Source organism: Pseudomonas sp. SJZ074 (assembly GCF_007828215.1).
GTDB lineage: Bacteria > Pseudomonadota > Gammaproteobacteria > Pseudomonadales > Pseudomonadaceae > Aquipseudomonas.
On sequence record NZ_VIUE01000038.1, the window covers coordinates 36,981 to 47,950 of the forward strand.

General features: G+C 61.6%; 13 protein-coding genes. 9 read left to right on the plus strand and 4 right to left on the minus strand.

The annotated features are described in order from the left end of the window. Nucleotides 1-72: 72 nt before the first annotated feature. Nucleotides 73-732 carry a glutathione S-transferase family protein gene (locus FBX99_RS26270; RefSeq protein ID WP_144926801.1) on the minus strand — a complete coding sequence of 220 codons (660 nt, stop codon included), beginning with the start codon at nt 730-732 and terminating at the stop codon, nt 73-75. Between the two features lie 124 nt (nt 733-856). Here FBX99_RS26270 and FBX99_RS26275 point away from each other — a divergent pair, with 124 nt between their 5' ends. From FBX99_RS26275 to FBX99_RS26285, 3 genes are all read left to right on the plus strand, one after another. Further along, nucleotides 857-1,141: a hypothetical protein gene (locus tag FBX99_RS26275; RefSeq protein WP_144926804.1), complete on the plus strand. Its 285-nt coding sequence runs from the start codon at nt 857-859 to the stop codon at nt 1,139-1,141. A 280-nt stretch (nt 1,142-1,421) separates the two neighbouring features. Continuing rightward, a complete protein-coding gene (locus FBX99_RS26280) occupies nt 1,422-1,670 on the plus strand; it encodes a TIGR02647 family protein (RefSeq protein WP_144926807.1) in 249 nt (82 codons plus the stop codon). A gap of 167 nt (nt 1,671-1,837) precedes the next feature. Next, nucleotides 1,838-4,681, plus strand: a complete 2,844-nt coding sequence (locus tag FBX99_RS26285; protein WP_144926810.1) for a class I adenylate cyclase — start codon at nt 1,838-1,840, stop codon at nt 4,679-4,681. Between the two features lie 5 nt (nt 4,682-4,686). Here FBX99_RS26285 and rnk read toward each other — a convergent pair whose 3' ends face one another. The 3 genes from rnk to cyaY form a co-directional block, all read right to left on the minus strand. Continuing rightward, the gene (gene rnk, locus FBX99_RS26290; protein ID WP_144926813.1) at nt 4,687-5,097 is read right to left on the minus strand and encodes a nucleoside diphosphate kinase regulator; all 411 of its coding nucleotides are present in this window, start codon (nt 5,095-5,097) and stop codon (nt 4,687-4,689) included. A gap of 291 nt (nt 5,098-5,388) precedes the next feature. Next, the gene (locus FBX99_RS26295; protein WP_144926816.1) at nt 5,389-5,607 is read right to left on the minus strand and encodes a DUF1289 domain-containing protein; all 219 of its coding nucleotides are present in this window, start codon (nt 5,605-5,607) and stop codon (nt 5,389-5,391) included. A 4-nt stretch (nt 5,608-5,611) separates the two neighbouring features. After that, entirely contained in the window at nt 5,612-5,965 is a 354-nt protein-coding gene (gene cyaY / locus FBX99_RS26300; RefSeq protein ID WP_144926819.1) for an iron donor protein CyaY, read from the minus strand. 156 nt (nt 5,966-6,121) lie between these two features. Between cyaY and FBX99_RS26305 the strand changes: the two genes are divergently transcribed. Genes FBX99_RS26305 through FBX99_RS26330 form a run of 6 tightly spaced genes read left to right on the plus strand, consistent with a single transcriptional unit; the run spans nt 6,122 to nt 10,726 of the window. Then, nucleotides 6,122-6,292, plus strand: a complete 171-nt coding sequence (locus FBX99_RS26305) for a lipoprotein (RefSeq protein WP_144926822.1) — start codon at nt 6,122-6,124, stop codon at nt 6,290-6,292. A gap of 9 nt (nt 6,293-6,301) precedes the next feature. After that, a complete protein-coding gene (lysA, locus tag FBX99_RS26310; protein WP_047702556.1) occupies nt 6,302-7,549 on the plus strand; it encodes a diaminopimelate decarboxylase in 1,248 nt (415 codons plus the stop codon). Between the two features lie 4 nt (nt 7,550-7,553). Further along, nucleotides 7,554-8,384 carry a diaminopimelate epimerase gene (gene dapF / locus FBX99_RS26315; RefSeq protein ID WP_145133378.1) on the plus strand — a complete coding sequence of 277 codons (831 nt, stop codon included), beginning with the start codon at nt 7,554-7,556 and terminating at the stop codon, nt 8,382-8,384. Nucleotides 8,385-8,397: 13 nt separating this feature from the next. Next, complete coding sequence (locus FBX99_RS26320; RefSeq protein ID WP_047702558.1) at nt 8,398-9,123, plus strand: DUF484 family protein; 726 nt, start codon at nt 8,398-8,400, stop codon at nt 9,121-9,123. A 2-nt stretch (nt 9,124-9,125) separates the two neighbouring features. Next, the gene (gene xerC / locus FBX99_RS26325) at nt 9,126-10,025 is read left to right on the plus strand and encodes a tyrosine recombinase XerC (RefSeq protein WP_055127496.1); all 900 of its coding nucleotides are present in this window, start codon (nt 9,126-9,128) and stop codon (nt 10,023-10,025) included. Continuing rightward, complete coding sequence (locus FBX99_RS26330) at nt 10,022-10,726, plus strand: HAD family hydrolase (protein ID WP_144926827.1); 705 nt, start codon at nt 10,022-10,024, stop codon at nt 10,724-10,726. The genes xerC and FBX99_RS26330 overlap by 4 nt, the downstream gene beginning before the upstream one ends. The last annotated feature ends 244 nt before the right edge of the window (nt 10,727-10,970 follow it).

A 10,970-nucleotide genomic window follows, 5' to 3' on the forward strand; every position in this document is an offset into this window, starting at 1 on the left:
GGGGATCTCTGTGTTCACAGATCCTCGGGAGCGAGCCTGCTCGCGAAAGCATGCTTCAGAACAGCACAAATCTCACTTTTTGGCGGCGATCATCGCCAAAAACTCTGGCATCCCCGCTTCCCTGTCCGCCGCGATCCGCTGCACGTTCGGATTCGCCCCCAACCGCTCCATCAGCGCCTTGGCCGCCGGCATGTCTGCGAAGAAGTCGATATCGAACAACTTCTTGCCTACCTGTAAGGCTGGCGAAACACCGTAGAGAAAGTACAAATCGGCAATGCTCAGGCTATCGCCTGCCACATAGGGTGAGAACTTGCCGTGCCTGCCCAGCGAGGCGAACCCCAGCAACAGTTCAGCCTTGCTCTTTTCCTTGATGGCATCCGGTACCGTCATACCGAAAAATGCCTCGGCGTAGCAGGCACGCCCCGGCAGTTCGATGTACAACTCGATTTCCCGGCACAGGGCCAGGGCCTGGGCTCGTTCGTACGGGTCGGCGGGCAGCAGGGCCTTGCCCGGCTGGGTTTGCTCAATGTATTCGAGGATGACGCTGGTTTCGCTGATGAAGCCCTGGTCGGTTTTCAGCACCGGCACTTTGCCCCGTGGGCTGATGGCGAGTATTTCCGGAGTCTGGCTGCCATAGAAGGGTACTTCTTCGAAGGGCACGCCCTTCTCCAGCAACGCCAGCTTGACCATGTTGTAATAATTGCTGGCGCAGAAACCATAAAGCTTGAACATTGCAAATACCTCCGGTCCGTGTGGGGTGGGCAGCCTTGCGTTATAGACTGTCAGGAGGTTTCACGCCAGGCGCATCACGCAGCTGGATGCAGGTAAACTGGTGCCTTTCCCACAGGAGCCTGCCATGAGCGAGCCAACCGACATCGACAACGACGAAGAAGAATTCGTCGAGTCGACCCTGATCGAAGCCATAGAAAACCAGATCGAAAGCGGCAACCCGCCAGCAGCCAAGGCCACCTTCAACAAACTGACCCTGGTCAATTACGAGCGCGAAGAAATTCTGAACCTCATGGCCCATGTGCTGGCCTTCGAAATCGACGCCATGCTCGAGGAAGACCGCCCGTTCGATACCCAGTGGTATGAAGAGGCGTTGCGCAAACTGCCCGAACTGCCACCGGAAAAGAGCTGAACTTACGGTACACGACTGCTCTGTGGCGAGGGGATTTATCCCCGTTGGACTGCGCAGCAGGCCTAGAGAATCGGGCGACGATTAATTTCAAGGGTCGCTTCGCGACCCAACGGGGATAAATCCCCTCGCCACAAGGGACTTGCGTGGTCTCGGTATCGCAGAAGACCTTGGCTCTACCACCCAAAACAAAAAAAGCCGGCCTCCGGCACTGGACAGCTCGGCTGAGTGCGCTCACCTTAGTAACGCTATCGACCATATTCCTAGAAAGTCTGGAGTCCTTATGTCGCTTACCCCTGAGCTGGTTGCCGAACTGGAAATCCTTGCACTCTTCAACCTGGACAGTTCCCAGGAAGGCCTGAAAATCCATCAGACCGCTGCCCCTGCAGCCATTGCCGCTGCCCGACGTCTATACGAGAAAGACCTGATCAGCCAGCCCGACGGCGGCTACCTGACCAGCCTGGGACGGGATGCCGCCCAAAATGTCCAAACCGTCCTGACGATACTCAGCGTTCAACAAGAAGCCGCCTGATCCCCCTACCGCCCACGGAAATCTCCTCTATGGGATTTCCGCAGGCGCACTGACGCACAACGTAAAAAACCGGCATCAAAAACCTGTTTTCAGCTTAAGTATTCCCAAGACCGGGCGCTAACCTGCCATCACCCCACGTTCGACGCCGAAAGCCGGTTTGAGCCGACATGACCCGCAATCACGAAATACGCCCCGATCTGGACGAGGGAATCGACCGCAAGGTGCTGAGCCAGTTGCGCGCCCGTTTTCTCAAGCTCAATACCGTGCGGCTGGAGCGCGCCCTCGAAGGCCTGTCACCCCGCCAGCAAGGCGTACTGACGTTGTTGCCGCTGTTTTTCCACGTCAACCATCCGCTGCTGCCCGGCTACGTCTCCGGCAGCACGCCCGCCGGGCTGTCGAACTACGAGCCTGATGCCGATGTTCTTGCCGAAGCCCAGCGACTGACCCGTTCGTTTTCCTACAAGCCACGCCATGGCAGCAATCCGCCGCGACCGATCCTGGGCTTGTACCTGATGGGTAGCCTGGGCACGCTCGCCCAGGCGGATCAGAGCGACATGGATGTCTGGGTCTGCCATGGGCCGGACCTGAGCGACGACGAACTGGCCGAGCTGCGCAAAAAATGCCAGTTGCTCGAAGCCTGGGCCGCGACCCAGGGCGCCGAAGCCCATTTCTTCCTGATCGACCCGGCCCGGTTCGTGCGGGGTGAACGGGACAATCAGCTCAGTTCCGACGATTGCGGCACGACTCAGCACTACCTGCTGCTGGACGAGTTCTACCGCACCGCGATCTGGCTGGCCGGGCGCACACCGATCTGGTGGCTGGTGCCGGTGTACGAGGAAGACAACTATGAGCAATACACCCATACGTTGCTTTCCAAACGCTTCATCCGCGCCGATGAAACCCTCGACCTCGGGCACCTGGCCTATATTCCACCGGGCGAGTTCATTGGCGCCGGGCTCTGGCAGTTGTTCAAGGGCATCGAGTCACCCTACAAATCCGTGCTCAAACTGTTGCTGACCGAGGTCTACGCCAGCGAACACCCCGATGTCCGCTGCCTGAGCCTGCGCTTCAAGCAAGCCGTATTCGCCAACCGCCTGGACCTGGAGGAGCTGGACCCTTACATGCTGGTGTACCGCCGTATCGAGGAATACCTCAACGCTCGCGGCGAACCCGAGCGCCTGGAGTTGATCCGACGCGCGCTGTACCTGAAGGTCAACCGCAAGCTCACCGGTCAAGGGCGCAGCAGCAGTTGGCAGCGGACGCTGCTCGAACGCCTGGCCGGAGAATGGGGCTGGGACCCGCGCCAGCTCGCGCTCCTGGACAGCCGCAGCCAGTGGAAGGTGCGCCAGGTCAGCAACGAGCGGCGCGCGCTGGTCAACGAACTGACCTATAGCTACCGCTTCCTGACCCAGTTCGCCCGCACCGAAAAAACCGTCAGCCTGCTCAACAAGCGCGACCTCAACGTCCTTGGCCGCCGGCTGTATGCAGCTTTCGAACGCAAGGCTGACAAGGTCGAGTTCATCAACCCCGGCATCGCCCCGGACCTGGCCGAGGATACCCTGACGCTGGTCCAGTCGCCCAACAAGAAAGAACCCGGGCAGAACCAGTGGGGCCTCTACAACGGCAGCCTCAATGCTCTGGAATGGGAGAACTTCGCGCCGATCAAGCGCAGCCGCGAATTGCTGGAACTGCTGACCTGGTGCCATCGCAACGGCGTGATCGACAGCAGCACACGCCTGGCGCTGCACCCAGGCGACAGCGACCTGAGCGAGTTCGAACTGTTCAACCTGCTGGGTAGCCTGCAACAGGCCATCGCCCTGCCCCTGGCCATGGTCGACGAAGAACAGCTGCTGCACGCCAGCGTCCCCAGTGAAGTGCTGATCCTGGTGAACGTCGGCGTCGACCCGCTCAAGCATCACCGCGACCTGAACATCCTGATGACCACCGAGCGCACCGACTCCCTGAGCTATGCCGGGGTCCGGGAAAACCTCGTGTTGACCCTCGACCAGGTCACGCTCAACAGCTGGAATGAAGTACTGGTCAACCGATTCGATGGCGAACACGCACTGCTCGACTGCCTGCGCGACTACCTCAACGACCTGCCCGCCGCTGCGCGCCAACCGCGCTTGCAGGTGCGCTGTTTCTGCCACAACCGGGCGCAGTTCATTGCGCGACGGGTCGAAGAGGTCATCGAAACGGCCCAGACCCTGTTGTTGAGCAGGCTCAACCATCGCTACCTGCTGCAGGTGCAGCAGTATTATCACGTGTTGGAACTGGTCCCGGGCCAGGTCAAGCACGTGGCGCTGGGCAGCCTGTCGGCGCTGCTGGATTACCTGGGCGAAGAACTGGATGCCTACAGCCCGCTGCATCTGGACCCGATGGCGCTGGAAGACCACGACCTGGCGCTGATCCTGCCGATGGGCCAGCCGGAATGCATCCAGGTGTTCTACCGGGTCAATGAGGACGACGCCGATCTGTACGTGCTCGATGAGCTCAATGCCCTGTGGCAACAGCGCCTGCCTTATCACGACGAACAGAGCCTGCTGGTACCGCTGCAGCGCTTCCTGCAGTCAGTGCTGTACCGTCGGGACGCCTTGCTGTCGATGGACACCGACCAGCCGTTGAACCTGGATACCCTGTACTACCAGCTCCTGCCCTCAGGTAACGGACGCGCACGCCGGGTCGAAATGCGCCCGGCGCCGCAGACACCCGAGAACAAGCCGTTCTACGACGTGCAGGCCATCATCGGCAAAGCGACCCATGGCCAGGTCCACGTCACCCTGTATTGCAATCAACAGGAGTTTTCGGAACTGGAACATGGCGACCAACTGTTCCGTGTGGTCGCCAGTGAGATCGTCGAGCAGCGCCGCGAGGCCGAACGCTATCGCTGCTACATCACCGACCTGGACCTCTCGGGCCTGGTGGGTGATAGCGCTTGCTCAAGTAATCTGTACCTGCGCTACAAGGCCGATCTGGAACGCGCCCTGAACGAAGCGCTGGCCCTGGTCTGAAGCCCTCAGAGGTGGAAGTCGCCACCCGCTTCGGGCTGGTATTCCACCGCCAGCAGCGTCAACTTCAACGTCTTGCCACCCGGTGCCGGCCAATCAATGTGCTGGCCGACCTTCAGCCCGAGCAAGGCGCTGCCCACCGGCGCAAGGATCGAGACCTTGCCTTCGTCGGCATTCGCGTCCTGTGGATAAACCAGGGTCAGATGGTAATCCTTGCCGCTGCCCTCCTCGCGGCAATGTACGCGCGCGTTCATGGTCACGACATCGGCGGGCACTTCTTCATGGCTCACCAGGGTCTCGGCGCGGTCCAGTTCGGTTTGCAACGCAATCACGCCCGGCAGTGTTTCGTCGAGACTGTCGATCAGGCGCTCCAGACGCTGTACGTCCAGGCGGGTAAGAGTGATGGAAGGTGCGGTCATGATCCAGGCAGACTCCTTTCTTCTGCACGAAAAAAGCAAAACCCCGCCACAAAAAGACGGGGTTTTTCACAGGCCTCGGCAAGTTGAGGCGTAGCCGGACACTATCACAGCTCAAAAAATATACAACCCACAGGTAGTCGCACTCACTGCATGAGATGTAGAACTGTGGCGCGGGGATTTATCCCCGCTGGGCTGTAAAGCAGCCCCAAAGCAGTCAATCTGACAAATCGAAGTGTCAGGTTTTAGGGCCGCTTCGCGGCCCGGCGGGGATAAATCCCCTCGCCACATTGATCACACCAAGGCTTTGCGTCGCGCCGCCTCGGCACGGATCTCCCGCCGCCGCTCGTCATCGGCCGAGCGCCATTCACGGATATCCTCCACATGGCGGAAACAGCCGATGCAGACCTTCTGCTCATCCAGCTTGCATACACGGGTACACGGCGACGGCACGGCAGGGCTGACGTTGCTGTAGAGCGGCTTGGGTGGCCGGCCCGGGACGGTCTGGCTCACGTTGTCACAGGCCTTCGAACTCAAGTTCGACACCGGCCTGCTGCTTGACGATACGCTCGAGCATCTCGCCCAACTGCTCTGCGTGCTTGTCGCATACCCAGCGTTCGCTTTCCTCGTCGTAGTCGAAGTGGAAACCACCGGACACCGCCGCCAGCCACAACTGCCGCAGTGGCTCCTGGCGACTGAAGATCAACTGGCTGCCATTTTCGAACTTGACGGTGAGCACACCCGCAGAGCTTTCCAGATCGATGTCCAGTTCGCTCTCATCGAAGATATCCTCCAGTATTTGCTGGGTGGTATCGACCAGATCGTGGAAACGGGCTTCTTTCATTGCGACAACCTCAAAATGTCTGCTCATGCTCAAGCGCCGCAAGATACGGGTGCGGCCAGATGATTGCAAAGAATAACCCATCAGCGACCACCAGCCCCGCCGGACGGGAGCCCCGTTGCATAGGCAAGCCGCCGGGTGGCCGGTATACTCCGGCGCAATTAATGCATTTTCAAGGATTTCGCCATGAAGCGCCTGATCTCTTCCCTTGCTGCGCTCGTCGCGGTTGCCTGCCTTGTGACAGCCTGTGGTCAAAAAGGTCCGCTGTACCTGCCTGACGACAGCAAGTCCCCTGAAGAGCAGGCCAAGTCGTCGCAATCCAAAGCCCACACGCACGACACTCACACCACCTACTAAGGGAACGCCATGGACGCTTTTAACTACCGTGGCGGGGAGCTGTTCGCGGAAGGGGTTGCCTTGTCCGCCATTGCCGAACGTTTCGGCACGCCGACCTACGTCTACTCCCGCGCCCACATCGAAGCCCAATACCGGACCTTCGCCGACGCCCTCACCGGCATGCCACACCTGGTGTGCTTCGCCGTGAAGGCCAACTCCAACCTGGGTGTGCTCAATATCCTGGCGCGCCTGGGGGCCGGCTTCGACATCGTCTCCGGCGGAGAGCTTGAACGTGTACTGGCGGCTGGCGGCAGCCCGGACAAGATCGTCTTCTCCGGCGTCGGCAAGACCCGCGAAGACATGCGCCGTGCCCTGGAGGTCGGCGTGCATTGCTTCAACATCGAATCCACTGACGAACTGGAGCGCCTGCAGGTCGTCGCCGCCGAGCTGGGCGTGCGCGCGCCGGTTTCCCTGCGCGTGAACCCGGACGTCGATGCAGGCACCCACCCGTACATTTCCACCGGCCTGAAGGAAAACAAATTCGGCATCGCCATCGCCGACGCCGAAGACGTCTATGTGCGCGCCGCGCAACTGCCGAACCTGGAAGTATTGGGCGTCGATTGCCACATCGGCTCGCAACTGACTACCCTGGAACCTTTCCTCGATGCCCTCGATCGCCTGCTGGCGCTGGTCGACCGTCTCGGCGATTGCGGCATCTACCTGCGTCATATCGACCTGGGTGGTGGTGTCGGCGTGCGTTACCGTGATGAAGAGCCGCCCCTGGTGGCCGATTACATCAAGGCCGTTCGCGAGCGTCTCGAAGGCCGCGACCTGGCGCTGATGTTCGAGCCGGGCCGCTACATCGTGGCCAATGCCGGCGTGCTGCTGACCCAGGTCGAATACCTCAAGCACACCGAGCACAAGGACTTCGCCATCGTCGACGCGGCCATGAACGACCTGATCCGCCCGGCGCTGTACCAGGCCTGGATGGATGTGACTGCCGTGCGCCCCCGCGATAGCGCCGCCCGCAGCTACGACATCGTCGGCCCGATCTGCGAAACCGGTGACTTCCTGGCCAAGGGCCGGGAGCTGGCGCTGGAAGAAGGCGACCTGCTGGCGGTGCATTCGGCCGGTGCCTATGGGTTTGTCATGAGTTCCAACTACAACACCCGCGGCCGCTGCGCCGAGGTGCTGGTGGACGGTGATCAAGCGTTCGAAGTGCGTCGCCGCGAGACGGTAGCCGAGTTGTTTGCCGGCGAAAGCCTGCTGCCGGAGTAAAACCATGCTGCTGCGTTTTACCAAGATGCACGGCCTGGGCAATGACTTCATGGTTCTCGACCTGGTCAGCCAGCACGCGCACATCCTGCCCAAGCATGCCAAGCAATGGGGCGACCGGCACACCGGCATCGGTTTCGACCAGTTGCTGATCGTCGAGGCGCCCAATAACCCGGACGTGGACTTTCGCTATCGGATCTTCAACGCCGACGGTTCGGAAGTGGAACAATGCGGCAACGGTGCCCGCTGCTTCGCCCGCTTCGTACTGGACAAGCGCCTGACGGCCAAGCGCAGGATTCGCGTCGAGACCAAAAGCGGCATCATCGAGCTGGACGTGCGCAACGACGGTCAGATCGGCGTCAATATGGGCGCCCCGCGCCTGATGCCGGCGGATATTCCGTTCGAAGCAGCGGCCCAGGCCCTGAGCTACCAGCTGGACGTCGACGGCACCACGGTGGAACTGGCGGCGGTGTCCATGGGTAATCCCCATGCCGTGCTGCGGGTCAGCGACATCAATGGCGCGCCAGTGCATGAACTGGGGCCGAAGATCGAGAACCACGCACGCTTTCCGGCACGTGTGAACGTGGGGTTCCTGCAGGTCATCGACCGTCACCGCGCGCAATTGCGGGTCTGGGAGCGCGGTGCCGGGGAAACCCAGGCCTGCGGCACCGGCGCCTGCGCCGCCGCAGTCGCTGCGATCAGCCAGGGGTGGATGGATTCGCCCCTGCTGATCGACCTGCCCGGCGGACGCCTGTCCATCGAATGGGCAGGCCCCGGCCAACCGGTGATGATGACCGGCCCGGCAGTGCGCGTATACGAAGGACAAGTCCGTCTTTGAATGAGCCAAACCCATGACCGACACGCCACAGGTTCCAGCGCCACAGCCCGATGAATCCTCGAGCCCGCTTCCGGAGGCCGCGGCGGTGGCCGCTTACCTGGAGGCTCATCCGGATTTCTTCGTCGAACGTGAAGACTTGCTTGCAGTGATGCGCATTCCCCACCGGCGCGGCGACACCGTGTCGCTGGTGGAGCACCAGATGAAAATCCTGCGTGAGCGCAACATCGAGATGCGCCATCGCCTTTCGCACCTGATGGACGTCGCCCGGGACAACGACCGGCTCTTCGACAAGACCCGGCGCCTGATCCTCGCCCTGATGGACGCCAGCACCCTCGAAGATCTGGTCATGAGCGTCGAAGACAGCCTGCGCCAGGATTTCCAGGTGCCCTTTGTCAGCCTGATCCTGTTCGGCGACAACGCCATGCCGGTGGGTCGCTGGGTGACTCACGCCGAGGCACAGACCGCCATTGGCGGCCTGCTCACGGAAAACAAAAGCGTCAGCGGCAGCCTGCGCGAACATGAGCTGGACTTTCTGTTCGGTGAAGAACAGCGCAAGCAGATCGGCTCCACCGCCGTCGTCGCCATCGCCCACCAAGGCGTCCATGGCGTGCTGGCCATCGCCAGCCGTGACCCGCAGCACTACAAGAGCTCGGTGGGCACGCTGTTTTTGAGTTACATCGCCGAAGTCACCGGCCGGGTACTGCCACGGGTTGCCGGTTCGCTGCGCTCGGTACGCTAATGATGGAACGACAGCTGGACGCCTACTGCGAACACCTGCGCAGTGAGCGCCAGGTGTCCCCCCACACGCTGGCGGCCTATCGCCGCGACCTGGAAAAAGTGCTGGGCTGGTGCCAGAAGCAGAACGTCGGCAGTTGGCAGGCGCTGGACATCCAGCGTCTGCGCAGCCTGGTGGCGCGCCTGCATCAGCAGGGACAGTCTTCCCGCAGCCTGGCACGCCTGCTCTCTGCGGTACGTGGGTTGTATCACTACCTCAACCGCGAAGGCCTGTGCGATCACGATCCGGCCACCGGCCTGGCACCGCCCAAGGGCGAACGCCGCCTGCCGAAAACCCTCGACACCGACCGCGCCCTGCAATTACTTGAAGGCGCGGTCGAAGATGATTTCCTGGCGCGACGAGACCAGGCGATTCTCGAACTGTTCTATTCCTCCGGCCTACGGCTTTCCGAACTGACAGGGTTGAACCTGGATCAACTGGACCTGGCCGACGGCATGGTCCAGGTACTTGGCAAGGGCAGCAAGACCCGCCTGCTGCCCATTGGCCGCAAGGCCCGGGAAGCCCTGGAACTGTGGCTGCCGTTGCGAGCCCTGAGCAATCCGGCCGATGACGCGGTGTTCGTCAGCCAACAGGGGCGGCGCCTCGGTCCGCGGGCGATCCAGGTACGTGTCAAGGCCGCCGGCGAACGCGAGCTGGGGCAGAATCTGCACCCGCACATGCTCAGGCACTCCTTCGCCAGCCACGTGCTGGAATCCTCCCAGGACTTGCGCGCCGTGCAAGAGTTGCTGGGCCACTCGGACATCAAGACCACTCAGATCTATACCCACCTGGACTTCCAGCACCTGGCGACGGTCTATGACAGTGCCCATCCCAGGGCCAAACGCATCAAGGGCGACGAATCATGACCATCGAGCTCATCACCTTCGACCTCGACGACACCTTATGGGATACCGCCCCGGTGATCGCCACGGCCGAAGCCGTTCTACGCCAATGGCTGACCGACAACGCACCGAACCTGGGCGGCTTGCCGGTCGAGCATCTTTTTTCGATTCGCGAGCAGGTGTTGCGCGAGGAACCCGATCTGAAGCATCGCATCAGCGCGTTGCGGCGGCGGGTGCTGTTCCGTGCGCTACAGGAAGCCGGTTATGACCAGTGGCAAGCGTCCGAGCTGGCGGACCAGGGCTTCGAGACGTTCCTGCATGCCCGCCATCAACTGGAGGTTTTCCCCGAGGTACAGCCCACCCTGGAAATCCTCGCCAACCAGTTCGCCCTCGGCGTGGTCACCAATGGCAACGCCGATGTGCGTCGCCTGGGGCTGGCGGACTACTTCAAGTTCGCGCTGTGCGCCGAGGACATCGGCATCGCCAAACCTGATGCGCGACTGTTCCACGAAGCCTTGAAACGCGGCGGTGCCACGGCGCAAACCGCGGTACACGTTGGCGATCATCCCGGCGACGATATCGCCGGCGCCCAACAGGCCGGCCTGCGGGCGGTGTGGTTCAACCCGGCAGGCAAGGCCTGGGATGCCAACCATGTACCCGATGCGGAGATTCGCAGCCTGACCGAATTGCCGGAGTTGTTGGCGGGGTGGCACAGCCAGCCCTGAGCCTGCAAGCGCCACAGTCCCCTGTGGGAGCGGGCTTGCTCGCGAATGCGGTATATCAGTCGACACCTACTTTTACTGATCCACCGCGTTCGCGAGCAAGCCCGCTCCCACAAGACTGTGCATAGCCTGAAAGCCAAACAGCGCCCATGAAAAAGCCCGCGACGACGGCGTAATGCTGTTCACTTAAGCGGAGCGGCCTTACGATCTACCGGATACCGAGTTTTGGAAATCTTCACTGTCCTCG

Bases quoted from the DNA above. Each gene is read 5' to 3' on its own strand.
- FBX99_RS26305 (WP_144926822.1), top strand. From the start codon at position 6,122: ATGAAGCGCCTGATCTCTTCCCTTGCTGCGCTCGTCGCGGTTGCCTGC.
- FBX99_RS26330 (WP_144926827.1), top strand. From the start codon at position 10,022: ATGACCATCGAGCTCATCACCTTCGACCTCGACGACACCTTATGGGAT.
- dapF (WP_145133378.1), top strand. From the start codon at position 7,554: ATGCTGCTGCGTTTTACCAAGATGCACGGCCTGGGCAATGACTTCATG.
- FBX99_RS26275 (WP_144926804.1), top strand. From the start codon at position 857: ATGAGCGAGCCAACCGACATCGACAACGACGAAGAAGAATTCGTCGAG.
- FBX99_RS26280 (WP_144926807.1), top strand. From the start codon at position 1,422: ATGTCGCTTACCCCTGAGCTGGTTGCCGAACTGGAAATCCTTGCACTC.
- lysA (WP_047702556.1), top strand. From the start codon at position 6,302: ATGGACGCTTTTAACTACCGTGGCGGGGAGCTGTTCGCGGAAGGGGTT.
- FBX99_RS26285 (WP_144926810.1), top strand. From the start codon at position 1,838: ATGACCCGCAATCACGAAATACGCCCCGATCTGGACGAGGGAATCGAC.
- xerC (WP_055127496.1), top strand. From the start codon at position 9,126: ATGGAACGACAGCTGGACGCCTACTGCGAACACCTGCGCAGTGAGCGC.
- FBX99_RS26270 (WP_144926801.1), bottom strand. From the start codon at position 732: ATGTTCAAGCTTTATGGTTTCTGCGCCAGCAATTATTACAACATGGTC.
- rnk (WP_144926813.1), bottom strand. From the start codon at position 5,097: ATGACCGCACCTTCCATCACTCTTACCCGCCTGGACGTACAGCGTCTG.
- cyaY (WP_144926819.1), bottom strand. From the start codon at position 5,965: ATGAGCAGACATTTTGAGGTTGTCGCAATGAAAGAAGCCCGTTTCCAC.
- FBX99_RS26320 (WP_047702558.1), top strand. From the start codon at position 8,398: ATGACCGACACGCCACAGGTTCCAGCGCCACAGCCCGATGAATCCTCG.